General features: G+C 67.9%; 18 protein-coding genes. 7 read left to right on the top strand and 11 right to left on the bottom strand.

Annotated features, from left to right (window positions below):
- Nucleotides 1-32 precede the first annotated feature (32 nt).
- The 3 genes from D3869_RS13660 to D3869_RS13650 all read right to left on the bottom strand — a co-directional run bounded on the left by D3869_RS13660 (nucleotide 33) and on the right by D3869_RS13650 (nucleotide 2,575).
- Nucleotides 33-1,379 carry a multidrug effflux MFS transporter gene (locus D3869_RS13660; RefSeq protein WP_137140464.1) on the bottom strand — a complete coding sequence of 449 codons (1,347 nt, stop codon included), beginning with the start codon at nucleotides 1,377-1,379 and terminating at the stop codon, nucleotides 33-35.
- The gene (locus tag D3869_RS13655; protein ID WP_247895651.1) at nucleotides 1,376-1,843 is read right to left on the bottom strand and encodes a MarR family winged helix-turn-helix transcriptional regulator; all 468 of its coding nucleotides are present in this window, start codon (nucleotides 1,841-1,843) and stop codon (nucleotides 1,376-1,378) included. The genes D3869_RS13660 and D3869_RS13655 overlap by 4 nt, the downstream gene beginning before the upstream one ends.
- Nucleotides 1,844-2,203: 360 nt before the next feature.
- Nucleotides 2,204-2,575 (bottom strand): hypothetical protein, encoded by a 372-nt coding sequence (locus D3869_RS13650; protein WP_247895650.1) that lies wholly within the window; start codon nucleotides 2,573-2,575, stop codon nucleotides 2,204-2,206.
- Between the two features lie 257 nt (nucleotides 2,576-2,832).
- Between D3869_RS13650 and D3869_RS13645 the strand changes: the two genes are divergently transcribed.
- Entirely contained in the window at nucleotides 2,833-4,632 is a 1,800-nt protein-coding gene (locus tag D3869_RS13645) for a PHA/PHB synthase family protein (RefSeq protein WP_137140461.1), read from the top strand.
- 162 nt (nucleotides 4,633-4,794) lie between these two features.
- Here the strand turns inward: D3869_RS13645 and D3869_RS13640 are convergent, their stop codons facing one another.
- The 6 genes from D3869_RS13640 to D3869_RS13615 form a co-directional block, all read right to left on the bottom strand.
- Nucleotides 4,795-5,382 carry an OmpA family protein gene (locus D3869_RS13640; RefSeq protein ID WP_035673278.1) on the bottom strand — a complete coding sequence of 196 codons (588 nt, stop codon included), beginning with the start codon at nucleotides 5,380-5,382 and terminating at the stop codon, nucleotides 4,795-4,797.
- A gap of 213 nt (nucleotides 5,383-5,595) precedes the next feature.
- Nucleotides 5,596-6,114, bottom strand: a complete 519-nt coding sequence (locus D3869_RS13635; protein ID WP_137140460.1) for a gamma carbonic anhydrase family protein — start codon at nucleotides 6,112-6,114, stop codon at nucleotides 5,596-5,598.
- 35 nt (nucleotides 6,115-6,149) lie between these two features.
- Nucleotides 6,150-7,202 (bottom strand): N-acetyl-gamma-glutamyl-phosphate reductase, encoded by a 1,053-nt coding sequence (gene argC, locus D3869_RS13630; protein WP_014240249.1) that lies wholly within the window; start codon nucleotides 7,200-7,202, stop codon nucleotides 6,150-6,152.
- 135 nt (nucleotides 7,203-7,337) lie between these two features.
- On the bottom strand, nucleotides 7,338-7,820 hold the full coding sequence (rpsI, locus tag D3869_RS13625; RefSeq protein WP_014240248.1) for a 30S ribosomal protein S9: 483 nt from the start codon (nucleotides 7,818-7,820) through the stop codon (nucleotides 7,338-7,340).
- Between the two features lie 4 nt (nucleotides 7,821-7,824).
- A complete protein-coding gene (gene rplM / locus D3869_RS13620) occupies nucleotides 7,825-8,289 on the bottom strand; it encodes a 50S ribosomal protein L13 (RefSeq protein ID WP_014240247.1) in 465 nt (154 codons plus the stop codon).
- A gap of 196 nt (nucleotides 8,290-8,485) precedes the next feature.
- Nucleotides 8,486-8,956 (bottom strand): PaaI family thioesterase, encoded by a 471-nt coding sequence (locus D3869_RS13615; protein ID WP_137140459.1) that lies wholly within the window; start codon nucleotides 8,954-8,956, stop codon nucleotides 8,486-8,488.
- Between the two features lie 260 nt (nucleotides 8,957-9,216).
- On the opposite strand from D3869_RS13615, the gene D3869_RS13610 reads away from it, so the two are divergent.
- The 4 genes from D3869_RS13610 (at nucleotide 9,217) to D3869_RS13600 (ending at nucleotide 12,681) form a co-directional block, all read left to right on the top strand.
- Nucleotides 9,217-10,023: an enoyl-CoA hydratase gene (locus D3869_RS13610; RefSeq protein WP_137140458.1), complete on the top strand. Its 807-nt coding sequence runs from the start codon at nucleotides 9,217-9,219 to the stop codon at nucleotides 10,021-10,023.
- Nucleotides 10,020-10,538: a CoA-binding protein gene (locus D3869_RS33735; RefSeq protein WP_247895649.1), complete on the top strand. Its 519-nt coding sequence runs from the start codon at nucleotides 10,020-10,022 to the stop codon at nucleotides 10,536-10,538. Before D3869_RS13610 ends, D3869_RS33735 begins: the two co-directional genes overlap by 4 nt.
- An 18-nt stretch (nucleotides 10,539-10,556) precedes the next feature.
- Nucleotides 10,557-11,843, top strand: coding sequence for an O-acetylhomoserine aminocarboxypropyltransferase (locus D3869_RS13605; RefSeq protein WP_247895648.1), 1,287 nt, complete (start codon nucleotides 10,557-10,559; stop codon nucleotides 11,841-11,843).
- 175 nt (nucleotides 11,844-12,018) lie between these two features.
- Nucleotides 12,019-12,681, top strand: coding sequence for an SPOR domain-containing protein (locus D3869_RS13600; protein WP_137140457.1), 663 nt, complete (start codon nucleotides 12,019-12,021; stop codon nucleotides 12,679-12,681).
- Nucleotides 12,682-12,685: 4 nt separating this feature from the next.
- Here D3869_RS13600 and D3869_RS13595 read toward each other — a convergent pair whose 3' ends face one another.
- Both D3869_RS13595 and cutA read right to left on the bottom strand, forming a co-directional pair.
- Nucleotides 12,686-13,900: an MFS transporter gene (locus D3869_RS13595; RefSeq protein ID WP_137140456.1), complete on the bottom strand. Its 1,215-nt coding sequence runs from the start codon at nucleotides 13,898-13,900 to the stop codon at nucleotides 12,686-12,688.
- A gap of 132 nt (nucleotides 13,901-14,032) precedes the next feature.
- A complete protein-coding gene (cutA, locus tag D3869_RS13590; protein ID WP_137140455.1) occupies nucleotides 14,033-14,347 on the bottom strand; it encodes a divalent-cation tolerance protein CutA in 315 nt (104 codons plus the stop codon).
- Nucleotides 14,348-14,425: 78 nt separating this feature from the next.
- On the opposite strand from cutA, the gene D3869_RS13585 reads away from it, so the two are divergent.
- Together D3869_RS13585 and D3869_RS13580 are read left to right on the top strand one after the other, a co-directional pair.
- Entirely contained in the window at nucleotides 14,426-14,710 is a 285-nt protein-coding gene (locus tag D3869_RS13585; protein WP_137140454.1) for a hypothetical protein, read from the top strand.
- 119 nt (nucleotides 14,711-14,829) lie between these two features.
- On the top strand, nucleotides 14,830-15,357 hold the full coding sequence (locus tag D3869_RS13580) for an isopentenyl transferase family protein (RefSeq protein ID WP_137140453.1): 528 nt from the start codon (nucleotides 14,830-14,832) through the stop codon (nucleotides 15,355-15,357).
- The last annotated feature ends 4 nt before the right edge of the window (nucleotides 15,358-15,361 follow it).

Here is a 15,361-nt window from a genome sequence, read left to right as displayed (position 1 = left end):
GCCTGAGGCATACCGGACGCCGAAGCCCGTCTTCAGCCTCCCTTGCGGCCGGAGGCCCGGCGCTGGTGCAGCGCCTCCTCGATCTCCTCGCCGCCGGCGCCGACCAGGGCGACGGGGTCCACGGCAACCTCCAGATCCTCCGGCCGGGCGGGCTTGGCCGGGTGGCCGCGCCGGGATGCCGGCACGCGCAGCAGCGCGTAGGACAGCAGCGACAGCGAAGCGAGGCCCGGCATGATGGCCGTCGTCGCGGTGTAGGGATCGGCGAACAGCGCGGCCACCGCCGTGCCGGCCAGCCCGCCGCCGATCTGCATGAAGCCGATCAGCGCCGAGGCCGCTCCGGCCATGCGGGGGAAGCCGGCCAGGGCGTCGCTGGTCGCCCCGGGCATGACCAGGGCGATGCCGAAGGCCCAGATCGCGGTCGGCGCCATCACGCTCGTCACGGTCGGTTCGCCCGTCAGGGGCGCCAGGGCGAAGCCGAGCCCGCCGACGGCCACGCAGGCCAGCCCGTAGGGGATCAGCCGCATCGCGTCGACCCGGCGCAGCAGCCGCCCGGCCAGGGTCGCCCCCAGCGTGTAGGAACCGGTCTGCAGCAGCATGGCGAAGCCGAAGACGGTCGGGCTCAGCCCCACCCGCTCGATCATCACGAAGGGCAGCAGGGCCGCCATGGTGTAGAGGCCGCCCAGCGTCGTGCCGAGCACCAGTCCCGCCCGCATGAAGCGCCGGTCGGTCAGCAGGGTCCGGTAGTTGCGGAGCACCGGGCCGGGACGGGCCGCCGAGCGGTCGCGCGTCCGGTTGGTCTCCGCCGTGCCCACCGCGAAAACGGTCAGCACGGCGAGGCCGTAGAGCGTCATCACCACGAAGATGGCGTGCCAGCCCACCGTGCCCAGGATCACCCCGCCCAGCGTCGGCGCCACCGCCGGCACGATGGCCAGCATCAGCCCGATCAGGTTGAGGATGCGTGCCGATCGCTGCCCGGTGAACTGGTCGCGCACGATGGCGCGGGAAATGGCGATGCCCGCCGCCGCGCCGATGCCCTGCAACGCCCGCCCGACCAGCAGCCACTCGATGGTGCCCGACAGGGCCGCCACCACGCTGCCCAGGACGTAGGTGACGAAGAAGGCCAGGGCGACCGGCCGCCGACCGTAGGCGTCGGACAGCGGTCCGCAGGCGAGCTGGGAGAAAGCAAAGCCGAAGAAATAGACGGAGAGCGTCAGCTTCAGCGCCGCCGGGGTGGTCTGGAACGCCTCCACCAGCATCGGCAGGGCCGGCGTGTAGAGCGCGAGGCTGAGCGGACCCAGCGTGACGATCAGCGTTCCGATGACGGCCGTCCGCGTCTCCGTCATGGCGGGCGCGTCGGTCTGAACGGGGGTGTGGCTCATTGGCCGGCCCCGCCGCGGTCGTTGGCGATCATGTCGTCGGCGATCATGCGGTTGCGCAGGCGGGCGAGCATGTCCTTGAGCAGCACGACCTCCTCCGCCGAGAGGTCGGCCATGGCCGACTCGCGCTCGGTGCGGAAGGCCTCCAGAACCTGGAGCGCCAGCGGCTCGGCCTGCGGGGTCGGCCGGACGATCTTGGCGCGGCGATCGGCCGGGTCCGGCTCGCGGACCACCAGCCCGCGCGCCTCCAGCCGGTCGAGGAAGCCGACCAGGGTCATCGGTTCCACCCACATGTGGGTCGCCAGCACCGACTGGCGCGAGCCGGGGTGGCGGCAGACATAAACCAGCGCCCGCGCCTCCCCCGCCGTAAGGCCGAGGCGCGCGTCGTCCAGGGCACGGTCGAACCGCGCGCGCAGAAGCCGCGCGCAGTCGATCAGGATCATTCCGAAGGGGGATTCATCAAGCATCCCTTATTGTAAGGGCGCCTTATAATTTCCAGCAACCGCGGGCGGCGCAGGGCGGTCATGCCGCGGCGCCATGGCCGCGCCACACCCGTTTGCGCAACGTGAAGCGACGCCGACGCGCCAAATAGTCGCAGTTTGAAAATCTGTTGCGGACCCGCCACCGCAGGACGTAGGTTTTGCCGAATTGGCAGCAGCAATGGGTGCTCCGTGGTCCGCGCCACCGCCTTCGTAACTGCGCATCGACCGGACGAAGACCGGTGCATCCCTTTCTGTCAAAGGGGCGCCACCAGAGGCCGCAGGACGCTCCGCATAGGTATACTTACGGATTACTGGCGTCCCCTGCCTTTTGCTACACCCCTGCCCTCACTTGGGCTTTCCGGGGGCGGGATTCCCGGCGCTTGGCTGTCCAGGCGTGATGTCCGGCGGCGGGGGAACGTCCATGGGGGTCGGCAGCAGGTTCTTGGCGGCCTCGCGGTCCTGGGCCAGACGGTCCAGGTCCTGCTGGCGCTGCGCGTCCGTCCGCAGGTCGGTGGGGCGCGGCGGAACGCTGCCGAGATTGGGGTATTCGCGGTTCTCGCCGGACATGCCGCGCACCGGGGCCTCCTGGCTGGGCACGTCGCGCCCGATCACGGCGCCGACCAGACCGGTGTCGAGCACGCGGTCGCTGCAGGCCGGCAAGGCGAGAACAACCAGGACGGACAGCGCCGGCCCCAGCCGTCCCGTCTTCGCAACCATGCCGCGTCGGATACCCGTTTCCATTCTGCGAACCCCACATCCGAACCCATCCGGCCGCTTGAACGGTGGTGGGCGAAATGAAATCTTCATACGAGAGGTGTATGACGGACCCCGGCTCGAACGGACATGGCATAAGCTGTCCGGGATGCCAGGACCGGACCGCACTCCGACCGAACAGACTTCCGGCAGGCACTGTATAAACCGCACAACGTCCCTCCTGAAGCCTAAAACTCGCCTAAAGAAGAAGGACCGCACCAATGGCCGAAAACCAGGCCCCTGACGTCAAGCTTCCCGATCCGGTGGAGATGTCGCGGGCGATGACCCGCATCGCCGAGCAGAGCCAGCGGCTGGTCACCGAATTCCTGTCCCGTCAGGCCTCGGACGGCGTCGGCGCGAAGAACCCCGACCCGATGGGCGTCGGCCATGCGTTCCTGGAGATGACCACGCGCATGATGGCCGACCCGGCCAAGCTGATGAAGGCGCAGATGACGCTGTGGCAGGACTACCTGACCCTGTGGCAGCGCACCACCCAGCGCTTCTTCGGCCAGGAGGCCCAGCCGGTCATCGCCCCGGCGAAGGACGACCGCCGCTTCAAGGATTCGGCCTGGGACGAGAACACCCTGTTCGACTTCATCAAGCAGTCCTACCTGCTGTCGGCCCGGTGGATGCAGTCGACGGTCAACGAGGTCGACGGGCTCGACGACCACACGGCCAAGAAGGTCGACTTCTACACCCGCCAGTTCGTCGACGCGATGGCGCCCTCCAACTTCGTCATGACGAACCCGGAGGTGCTGCGCACGACCATCGAGACGGGCGGCGAGAACCTCGTCAAGGGCCTGGAGCACCTGCTGAAGGATCTGGAGCGCGGCAAGGGCGAGCTGCGCATCTCCATGACCGACTACGACGCCTTCCAGGTCGGCAAGAACATCGCCGTCACCCCGGGCAAGGTCGTCTTCCAGACCGACCTGATGCAGCTCATCCAGTACACCCCGACCACGCCGGAGGTGAACAAGCGGCCGCTGATGATCGTGCCGCCCTGGATCAACAAGTACTACATCCTGGATCTGCGCGAGAAGAACAGCTTCATCAAGTGGGCGGTCGACCAGGGCCACAGCGTCTTCGTCCTGTCCTGGGTGAACCCGGATGAGAAGCTGGCCCAGAAGGGCTTCGAAGACTACATGTTCGAGGGCGTGCTGGCCGCGCTGGACGCCATCGAGAAGGTGACCGGCGAGAAGGACGTGAACGCCATCGGCTATTGCCTGGGCGGCACGCTGCTGGCCTCCACCCTGTCCTACATGGCGGCCAAGAAGGACGACCGCATCAAGTCGGCCACCTTCTTCACCACCATGCTCGACTTCACCGAAGCCGGCGAGCTGTCGGTCTTCATCGACGAGGAGCAGCTCACCATGATCGAGAGCCAGATGGCCCAGCAGGGCTACCTGGACGGCTCGAAGATGGCGACCACCTTCAACATGCTGCGCGCCAACGACCTGATCTGGTCGTTCGTGGTGAACAACTACCTGCTCGGCAAGGACCCGTTCCCGTTCGACCTGCTCTACTGGAACAGCGATTCGACCCGCATGCCGGCGGCGATGCACAGCTTCTATCTGCGCAACATGTACCAGAAGAACCTGCTGGCCCAGCCGGGCGGGGTGTCGCTGGGCGGCGTGCCGATCGACCTGCGCAACGTGAAGACCCCGTCCTTCTTCCTGTCGGCCCGCGAGGACCACATCGCGCCGTGGAAGTCCACCTACATGGGCGCCCACCTGTTCTCCGGCCCGGTGAAGTTCGTGCTGGCGGCCTCCGGCCACATCGCCGGCGTGGTGAACCCGCCGGCCGCCGGCAAGTACTGCTACTGGACCAACGCCAAGCTGCCGAAGGCCTCGGACGACTGGCTGGCGTCGTCGGAGCAGACCCCCGGCTCCTGGTGGCCGGAGTGGAACAACTGGGTCTCCACCTTCTCCGAAGGCAAGGTTCCGGCGCGCAATCCGGAAAAGGGCGGCCTGCCCGTCCTGGAAGACGCCCCCGGCTCCTACGCCAAGGTGCGCATCGTCTGATGCCCCGAATCCGGAGGGCGGTCCGCCGCCCTCCGGATGCCCGGACCGAAAGGGACGGCCAAAAAGAAAAGGCCCCGGACCGAAGTCCGGGGCCTTTTCTTTTGTCAGCGAAAACCCCGGACCGAGGTCCGGGGTTCCGTGTCCCGAAAGGGAACCTGCGCCTTACGACGACGGGGCGTTCGCACCGCGCGGCAGGATCTGCGCACGACGGTTGGACGGCTCGCGGACGTTCGGGCCGGTCTGCACCAGGAGCTGGCTCTCGCCCTTGCCCTCGGTGGTGATGGCGCCGGCGGCGATGCCCTTGGAGACGAGGGCCTGCTTCACCGCCTCGGCGCGACGCACCGACAGACGCTGGTTGTAGGCCGGCGAACCCGAGGTGTCGGTGTGGCCGACGACATGGACGCGGGCGTTGGCGCCCTTGCCGATGGCGGCGGCCGCATCGCCGATCACGCGATCGGCGGCCGGGGTGACGTTGGCCTTATCCCAGTCGAAGAACACGAGGTATTCGGTCTGGGCGCGGGCGGCCGGGGCCGGGGCAACCGCCGGAGCGGCGGCCGGCGGGCACTTGTAGCTGCCCTGGTGGGTGGCGTAGCCGCCATCCGCCGTGCGGACCGGGGTGTCGTTCCAGCCGATGACCGGGTTGCACCACTCGGCGGTGTCAGCGCTCTGGGCCTGAGCCCCGGCGGTCAGGCCGAAAGCGACGACGGCGGCCGGCACGACGGCCATGGTAGCGCGGAAGAAGCTGTTCATTTCTCCACTCCCTTAGAGACACACTCCCTACCGCTTGGTTCGCGGAGGACGAATCGCACAAACGATAGGACATATCGCGTGCATGTAACGTGACAAAACGCGAAACATGTGGGGTTTGTCCACGTACAAACATACCCTCCGGAAGTCCTACACGTTTCGTGCCGGTGTCACTGTTGCTAGTATGCCACAGTGCTGCGACGCACTAAAGAGGTATTAGCCCTCTCTGTAGATTTGAGCAAGCCGCACGTAGTTCCGGATGTTTACCGGGAAGAAAGATGTGTCCTTTTCCGTAAGTGCACGCACGGGTCTTGCGGGACTTCCGGCCCAAAGTTGCCCGGCGGCAACACGCTTCCCAGGGGTCACCAGGGCCCCGGCGGCCACCATGGCCCCCGACTCGACGTAAGCCCCGTCCATGACGCAGGCCTGCATGCCGATGAAGCAGCCGCTCTCCAGCGTGCAGGCGTGCAACAGGGCCATGTGGCCGATCGACACGTCGTCGCCGATGTAGGTCCCCTGCCCCGCCGAAGCGACGTGAATCACGGTACCGTCCTGGATGTTGGTGCGCGCACCGATTCGGATCTCGTTCACGTCGCCGCGGATGGTGCAGCCGAACCAGACGCTGCTGCCCGGCCCGATCTCCACGTCGCCGATGACCGAGGCCGTCGGCGCCACATAGACGCTGGGGTCGATCTTCGGATGCGCGCCCTGGAAGGGCAAGATCAGGCCGGACATCGCAGGGAACTTTTCCTCGGGCTGTTTCTCTTCGGTCACGGGAACAGCGGGGCCTGTTCCAGGCCGGTCGTCTCGCCCAGGCCGAACATGACGTTCATGTTCTGGATGGCTTGGCCGGAGGCGCCCTTCACCAGATTGTCGATGACCGAAACGATGATGGCGCCGCGCGGGGTGCGGTCGGGGAAGACGCCGATCAGCGCCTGGTTGGAGGCGCGGACGTGGCGCGTCGCCGGGGCGATGCCCGCCGCCGTGACGTTCACGAAAGGCTCCGATTCGTAACGCGCGGTCAGCGTGGCGCGCAGGTCGTCGGCGGTGACCCCGTCGGCCATGCGGACGTAGATCGTCGCCATCATGCCGCGGTTCATCGGGACGAGGTGCGGCGTGAAGCTGACCGTCACCGGACGCCCGGCGGCCAGCCGCAGCTCCTGCTCGATCTCCGGCATGTGGCGGTGGTGGCCGACGCCGTAGGCGTTGAAGCCCTCCGATACCTCGGTGAAGAGGTTCTGCTGCTTGGCGTCGCGCCCGGCGCCGGAAACGCCCGACTTGGCGTCGATCACGATCCCGCCCGGCTCGATCATCTCGTCCATCAGCAGCGGCAGCAGGGCCAGCAGCGAGCAGGTCGGGTAGCAGCCGGGATTGGCGACCACGCGCGCCTTGCGCACGCCCTGACGGTTGAACTCGGTCAGCCCGTAGGCGACCTCCTTCTGAAGCTCCACGGCGCGGTGCTCATGCCCGTACCAGGTGGCGTATTCGGCGGGGTCGGACAGGCGGAAGTCGGCGGACAGGTCCACCACCTTGATGTGGCGCGGCAGGCCGGCGATGACCTCCTGCGTGGTGCCGTGCGGCAGGGCGCAGAAGACGGCGTCCAGCTTGTCCCAGGCGACCTCCTCGATCTTCACGAGGCCGGGCAGGTTGAACTGGCCCAGATGCGGGAACACCTCCGCCATGGGCTTCCCCGCCTGTCGCTCGGCCGTCAGCGCGCAGATCTCCACGCCGGGATGGCGGAGAAGCATGCGCACCAGCTCGGCGCCGGTGTAACCGGACGCACCGAGAATGCCGACGCGGATGGGGGAAGTGCTGTTGGCCATGGACGCTGTTCCTTTTGACGCACGGGGATGGGCACGGAACGGTGAAGAGAAGTGAAACAGACCTGAAACAAGAAAGGGGCGTCCCGTCGGGACGCCCCTCGCTTGTACAGCAGTAACGCGGGTCCGCGGTAGGCTTTAGCGCTTCGAGAACTGGAAGCTGCGGCGGGCCTTGGCCTTGCCGTACTTCTTACGCTCGACGACGCGGGCGTCGCGGGTCAGGAAGCCGGCGGCCTTCAGCGGCGGACGGAGCGCCGGCTCGAAGTAGGTCAGCGCCTTGGAGATGCCGTGACGGACCGCGCCGGCCTGGCCGGACAGACCACCGCCGGCCACCGTGACCATCACGTCGAACTGGTCGGCGCGGTCGGTGATGCCGAACGGCTGGGCGATCATCATGCGCAGCACGGGGCGGGCGAAGTAGACTTCCTGGTCGCGGCCGTTGATGACGATCTTGCCGGAGCCCGGCTTGATCCACACGCGGGCGACGGCGTCCTTGCGCTTGCCGGTGGCGTAGGCGCGGCCCTGGGCGTCCAGCTTCGGGGCGACCACTTCGGCGGAGGCGGCGGCCGGAGCGGCAGCGATGTCCTTCAGGCCGGAAAGGGTGGTGGTAACCTGAGCCATTGGATTACGCGCTCCGCTTATTCTTCGGGTTCATGGCCGCAACGTCGAGAGCGACCGGCTGCTGCGCCTCGTGCGGGTGGGCGGCGCCCTTGTAGACCTTCAGGTGGGTCATCACCTTGCGGCCGAGCGGACCGCGCGGAACCATGCGCTCCACGGCCTTCTCGATCACGCGCTCCGGGTACTTGCCGTCCAGGATCTGGCCCTTGGAACGGCCCTTGATGCCGCCCGGATAACCGGTGTGCCAGTAGAAGATGTCGTCCTGGCGCTTGTTGCCGGTCAGCTTGACCTTCTCCGCGTTGATCACGACGACATGGTCGCCGCAATCCATGTGCGGGGTGAAGGTCGGCTTGTTCTTGCCGCGCAGGATGTTCGCCAGGATGCTGGCAAGCCGGCCGAGAACGAGGCCGTCGGCATCGACGACGTACCACTTCTTCTCGATGTCGGTCGGCTTCAGATTGAAGGTCTTCATCGCCACACTCGTTGACTAAACGTGGATCGGCGGGCCACCGAAACTGGACGTTCAATCCCCGGGGCGCCGAAGCGGCCGGTGTTGTACGCAGCGCACGGGGACTCTGTCAACGGAAAAATATCTCTTTTACATCAACGGCCTACGGTCGCGGTATCATTTTACCGCGAAAGCAAAGTTATTGATATCATTGGATTTTTCAGGCGTTCTCCGGATCATGGTATCCTGATACCGCAAGCGTCACCGGGTCGTGCGGCGGAATCGAGTAGGTGCCTGTGGCGTGGGCGACGGGCTCCGGATCGCCCTCGGAGAACAGCAGGACCTCGCCGTAGGCCAGCCGCTTGCCCATCTTCAGAATCCGGCAATCCGCGGTGATGGCGACCGGCGCCGGACGGCGCAGGAAGTTGATGGTCATGCTGGTGGTCACCGCCAGTTCCACCCGCCCGATCAGACTGAGCACGGCGGCGTAGAGCGCCACGTCGGCCAGACCGAACATCGCCGGCCCGGTCACCGTGCCGCCGGGACGGACGAAGCTGTCGTTGTAGGGCAGCTTCATGCGCACGGTCCCGGCGCCGAGCTGCTCGATGCTGATTCCATAATTGCCGACCAGCGGCACACCCTCGCGAATCAGGGCTTCCAGTTCCTCGGCGGACACGACCGGCGCGCTCATTCCCTCACCCATGGTTTTTTCTTGTGGTCATCCGATCATGGCGAACATCGTCCGCCCCGCCAAGCGCCTCGCACCGCCGCCAATTTCACACAATCACCCGGAGCCAGCCGGAATTAAATCTACTATTTCAATCAACAAATTGGTTGAGTTGTCCGTGGCGGCACCGTTAGATGGGCGGACCACACGCCCGGTTCCGTGGCGGGGGCGGTCGGGGTACTGTTCCCGCCAACGATCAAAACATCCGGGAGGATTGGACAGCGATGAACGACACCCCGCCCCTCATCGGCGACTCCGCGCCGCTGGTTCTCCGCGAGGACCGCGACGGGGTCGCCACCCTGACGCTGAACCGCCCGCAGGCGCGCAACGCCCTGTCCGTCGGGCTGATGGGCGCGCTGCAGGCGGAGCTGGACGCCATCCACCAGGACCCCGCGGTCCGCGCCGTGGTGCTGGCCGGAGCCGGGCCGGCTTTCTGCGCCGGGCACGACCTGAAGGAGATGCGCGCCAACCCGGACCGCGCGGCCTATGAGTCGCTGTTCGTCCAGTGCTCCAAACTGATGCTGACGGTCAGCCGGCTCCGCCAGCCGGTGATCGCCAAGGTCCACGGCATCGCCACGGCGGCGGGTTGCCAGCTCGTCGCCACCTGTGACCTCGCCTATTGCGCCGACACGGCGCGATTCGCCACGCCGGGCGTGAACATCGGCCTGTTCTGCTCCACCCCGATGGTGGCGCTGAGCCGCGCCGTGGGGCGCAAGGCGGCCATGGAGATGCTTCTGCTCGGCGACCTGATCGGCGCCGACGAGGCGGCGCGCATCGGCCTCGTCAACCGCGCGGTGCCGGCCGACCGGCTCGACGCCGTGGTGGCGGAGGCCGCCGGCAAGATCGCCGCGAAGTCGCCGCTGACGCTCGCCATCGGCAAGGAAGCCTTCTACCGCCAGATCGAGCTGGACGTGGAGGAGGCCTACGCCTACGCCGCCCGCGTGATGACCGAGAACATGCTGGCCCGCGACGCCGAGGAGGGCATCGACGCCTTCCTGCAGAAGCGCCCTCCGGTGTGGTGCGGCCAATGAGCGGCCCCTCCCCTTCGCACGACGGCTACAGCGATGAATTCATCCGCCAAGTCCTGGACCGGGTGAAGACCATCGCCCTGGTCGGCGCGTCGAACGACCCGGTGAAGGCCAGCTTCATCGTGCTGAAATACCTGCGCGACAAGGGCTACCGCGTCATCCCCATCAACCCGAAGCTGGCCGGCCAGACCATCCTCGGCGAGCGGGTCTACGGCAGCCTGTCGGAGCTGCCGGAGCCGCCGGACATGGTGGACGTCTTCCGCAACGCCGCCGCCGCCGGAGGCGTGACCGACGAGGCCATCGCCATCGGCGCCAAGGTGGTGTGGATGCAGCTCGGCGTGCGCAACGACGAGGCGGCGGCGCGGGCCGAGGCGGCGGGGCTGACCGTGGTCATGAACCGCTGTCCCAAGATCGAGCTTCAGCGCCTGTTCCATGAAATCGGGCGCATCGGCGTCAACTCCAACATCCTGACGTCCAAGAAGGCCGCACCGGCCAAATCCTTCAAAAAACTGATGTAAAAAGCAGAGGAAGCCATCATGAGCGAGCAGAAGTCCTTCGGTTTCGAGACCCGCGCCATCCACGCCGGCGCCGCCCCCGACCCCGCCACCGGGGCGCGCCAGACGCCGATCTACCAGACGACCAGCTTCGTCTTCGACGACGTGGACGACGCGGCCTCGCTGTTCAACCTCCAGAAGGTCGGCTTCATCTACTCCCGCCTGACCAACCCGACCGTGTCGGTGCTGGAGGAGCGGCTCGCCAATCTGGAAGGCGGCGCGGGGGCCACGGCCACCTCCTCCGGCCACGCCGCGCAGCTGCTCGCCCTGTTCCCGCTGATGGAGCCGGGGGACGAGATCGTCGCCTCGCGCAAGCTCTACGGCGGCACGCTCAACCAGCTCGGCACCAGCTTCCCGCGCGCCTTCGGCTGGAAGTCCGTCTTCGTGGACACCGACCAGCCGGAGAACGTCCGCGCCGCCATCACCGCGAAGACCAAGGCGATCTTCGTGGAAAGCCTCGCCAATCCCGGCGGCGTGGTCACCGACCTGGAGGCCATCGCCAAGATCGCCGACGAGGCCGGCATCCCGCTGATCGTCGACAACACGCTGGCAACGCCGTACCTGATCAACCCGATCCAGTGGGGCGCCACGCTGGTCGTGCACTCCACGACGAAGTTCCTGTCGGGGAATGGCACCTCAGTCGGCGGCGTGGTCGTCGACAGCGGCACCTTCGACTGGGGCAAGTCCGGCAAATTCCCCGCCCTGTCGGAACCGGACGCCGGCTATCACGGGCTGAAGTTCCAGGAGACCTTCGGTCATCTGGCCTTCACCATCCACGGCCACGCCGTCGGTCTGCGCGACCTCGGGCCGAGCCAGGCGCCGCTGAACGCCTTCCTGACGCTGAACGGCATCGAGACGCTGCCGCTGCGCATGCAGCGCCACAGCGACAGCGCCCTGAAGGTCGCGCAGTTCCTGGAGAGGCATCCGGCGGTGGGCTGGGTCAGCTACGCCGGGCTGGAATCCTCCAAGTATCACGCGCTCGCCAGGAAGTACCTGCCCAAGGGGGCCGGCGCCGTGCTGACCTTCGGCGTCAAGGGCGGCTTCGACGCCGGCGTGAAGGTGGTGGAGAACGTCCAGCTCCTCAGCCATCTCGCCAACATCGGCGACAGCCGCTCGCTGATCATCCACCCCTCCTCGACCACGCACCGCCAGCTCTCGCCGGAAGGTCAGGCCCAGGCGGGCGCCGGTCCGGACGTGCTGCGCCTGTCCATCGGGCTGGAGAGCGTGGAGGACATCATCGCCGACCTCGACCGCGCGCTGTCCGCCTGATGCCGGCTTCCCTCCGTCCGCCGCGGCGTCCGGCCCGGCGGGCGGAGGGATGCCTCGCAAGAGGTAGGCATGACGCGAAAGGCTGAGCGCTGGCCGTTCCATTGACCTCCGCAGGTCATAGCACCGACCCTGACACAAGCAGGGTGGGGACGCGAACAGGGCGGGGAAGCAGGGCATGAGCGGACGGCTCAAGCGGGGAGTGGCGGCGGTCGCGCTGGTGGGGCTGGGCGGCTGCGCAGGGGCGCCGGTGGCGATGACCGCCGCGTCCTTCGCGGTGGATGGGATGCTCTATGTCGGAACCAACAAGAGCAGCACCGACCACATGCTCTCGGCGATGCTGCAGCAGGATTGCGCGACCTTCCGTGTCCTGAGCCAGGGCTATGTCTGCAAGCCGGTGATCGTGCCGGTGGTCCGCAGCGCCGAGAGCGTGCCGGTCCCCCTTCCGGAAACGGAACCGTCGCCCGCCCCCGCCCCGCCATCCCCCGCGCCGCTTCCCGTGACGGCGGAGGTGGAGATCGCCGCGCTGCCGCCGATGCCGCGCCCTACCGAACGGCGTTTCCTCGTGGTGGCGGGCAGCTTTTCCAAACGTGGACAGGCCGAAGCCCAGCGCGCGCGGCTGGGCCGTCCGGAGGCCGACATCGTGACCGCCGACGTGCGGGGCCGGCGCATCCATCGCCTCGTCCTGCCGCCGGAGGACCGCCCGACCGCCCTGCGCCGCTTGGCCGAGATCCGCGCCGCCGGGGTCGGCGACGCGTGGCTCCTGACCTGGACTGGGTGGACGGTGGTCGCCGATCTGCCCGGCGACGCGCCCTACCCCAGCCTGCCGGACCGGATGTGAGCCGTTACTCCGCCGCCGCCATCGGCGCCGCGGCGGGCTTGGCCGGAACGTCGCGGTCGCGCGGAAGCAGCAGCGCCGCCGCGAAGGCGACCAGCGCCAGCACCGACAGCGTGATGTAGAGCATGACGAACTCGCCCGTCCGCTCATAGACCAGGGCGACGAGCTGCACGGCCAGAGGGCCGGCGCCGAAGGACAGGATGAACTTGGCGCCGTAGGCCAGCCCGCGGTGCTTCTCCGGCGTGTAGCGGGCGAGCAGCAGGTTTTCCGCCGGAATCTGCACCTGCGAGGCGACGACGACCAGCGCCGCCGCACCGACCAGCGGCAGGTCGGCCAGGACCGCCACCGCCGCCATCATCGGCACCTGGACCAGCAGGCACAGGGTGTAGATGCGCTTCAGCGGGTACTTGTCCGCCAGATGCCCGCCGATGAGCTGCGGCAGGGCGGCGAACAGATAGACCGCCGTTACCACGCCGCCGACGCCCAGCGTGCTGCCGCCCAGCAGGTCGCTCAGCCGCGCCTCGAACAGCTTGGGCAGCACCACCTGCATGGCGTTGAACATCAGCCCGGCGCAGACCATCGTCACCGACAGAACGAAGAAAGCGCGGATGACGTCGCCGCGCGACGCCTTGGGGATCGGCTTCACGTCGCCCTGGCGATCCTCGACCTTGCCCATCGCGATCAGCAGCGCCAGCGCGACGCCCAGCCCAAGGCAGACCGCGCCCGGAATCAGGAAGGCGGAGCGCCAGCCCAGCCATTCCGTCAGGCCGCCGGCCACCACCGCCGCCGAGGCGATGCCGATGGTGCCGAAGATGCCCTGGTAGCCCAGCGCCTTGCCGCGGTTGGTGGCGTTCTTGACCATCCAGGCCATGCCCACCGGGTGGTAGATGGAGGAGCCGAGCCCGAGAACCGCCAGCGCCCACAGCAGCGCCTCCGGACCGTCGGTCAGGCCGCAGGCGATGGTCCCCGCCCCGGTCAGCAGGAAGAAGACCGCCATCATCCGGCATTCGCTCCAGCGGTCGCCCAGCCAGCCAGCCAACGGCGCACCGACGCCGATCATCAGCGCGCCGAGCGTCCACAGCCGGATCAGCTCGTCGTAGGGCAGCTTCCATTCCCGTTCCAGCGCCAGGACGACGGTCAGGAACAGGGCCGACACGATGTGCATCAGCGCGTGGCCGATCCAGGAAAAGCCGATCGACAGCCGCGCCGATGTGTCGGTCATGGAAATTCTCCGCATCCGGATGATTTGCGCTTGAAAGCAACCCTTGCGAAACTGGCACGCGGGTCGGAGGCGGTCCAATGCGCCGCCGTCATGGCCGACATGCGGCGGCAGGCATGCGGCGGCCACCGGGGCTCAGGCGGTCTCGTCGCGCAGCCAATCCAGATAGGCCGGGTTGCCGCGCCCCACCCTCAGCTCGACCACGCACGGCACCTCGTAGCCGTGCAGCTCCCGCACCCGCGCGGCCAGCGGCTCGAACAGCTCCGCCCGCGTCTTGGCGATCAGCACCGTTTCCGTGGCTTCCTCGATGGCGCCCTGCCAGCGGTAGATGGAGGTCATGCCGTCCAGGATGTTGGCGCAGGCGGCCAGCCGCTCCTCGACCAGCGCGCGGCCGATGCGCCGGGCCTCGTCCCGCGATCCGGCGGTGATGTAGGCGAAGACGAATTCCATGACCGAACCCTTTCGATGTAGGATGCCCGAATCTTGCCACAGGCCGCCGGGCCGCAACATCTTCCGAGGCGACGAACCATGGCCGCACCCCGACGCACCACGTCCCGACGCCGCCCCACCGAGGCGCAGGCGGCGTGGCTGCGCAACGGCCTGGACCAGCCCGGCGGCAAGCTGCCCCTGTTCGACGGCGACGGCCAGCGCGTCAAGCGCCAGACCATCGAAAGCTGCCTGAAATCCGGCTGGGCGGAGCGCTGGTTCCACAACCCGCTGAAGCCGGACTGGCTGGTCTGCCGCCTGACGGACACCGGCCGCGCCGCCCTCGCCACCCGCCCCGCCGCGAAGGAACTCGCCCAGGCGGACTGACCGCCGGACGGCACCGACGGCGTACCGCATGGGTGGGGTGTCGCGGCGCGCCGACGCCCGCTAGGATCGCCGCGCTTTTCGCGGCCCGACCGGGCCTTGTTTCGTAACGGTACCAATCCATGCAGCTCTCCGACCTCGGCCACCGCATTTGCATCCTCGGGCCGTCCAACAGCGGAAAATCCACGCTTGCCGAAGCGATCGCGCGGCAAAGCGGCTTTCCCGTCGTCCATCTCGACCGGCTGTACCACGCCCCCAACACGGATTGGCAGCCGCGGCCGACCGAGGAATTCGTCGCCCTGCACGACGCGGCCATCGCCGGCGAACGCTGGATCATGGAAGGCAACTACTCGCGCTGCATCCCCCAGCGCTTCCAGCGGGCGACGGGGCTGATCTACCTGGACGTGCCCATGCCACTCAGCCTGCTGCGCTACTTCCGCCGAACCCTGTTCGAACGGGAACGGCGCGGCGCGCTGGAGGGCCGCCGGGACAGCATCAAGTGGGAGATGATCCGCCATATCGCCGTCGCCACCCCGAGAAACCGGGCGCGCAACCTGAGCACCTTCGATCAGGCCGACCTTCCGAAGATACGGATCGGCTCCGCACGCGACCTGAACGCCTGGTATCGCCGCTGGGGCCTCACGCGATAAGGCC

The organism is Azospirillum brasilense, assembly GCF_005222205.1.
Taxonomy (GTDB): domain Bacteria; phylum Pseudomonadota; class Alphaproteobacteria; order Azospirillales; family Azospirillaceae; genus Azospirillum; species Azospirillum brasilense_G.
Note: the sequence above shows the minus strand (reverse complement) of the source record. Positions and strands in the feature narration are given on the sequence as shown.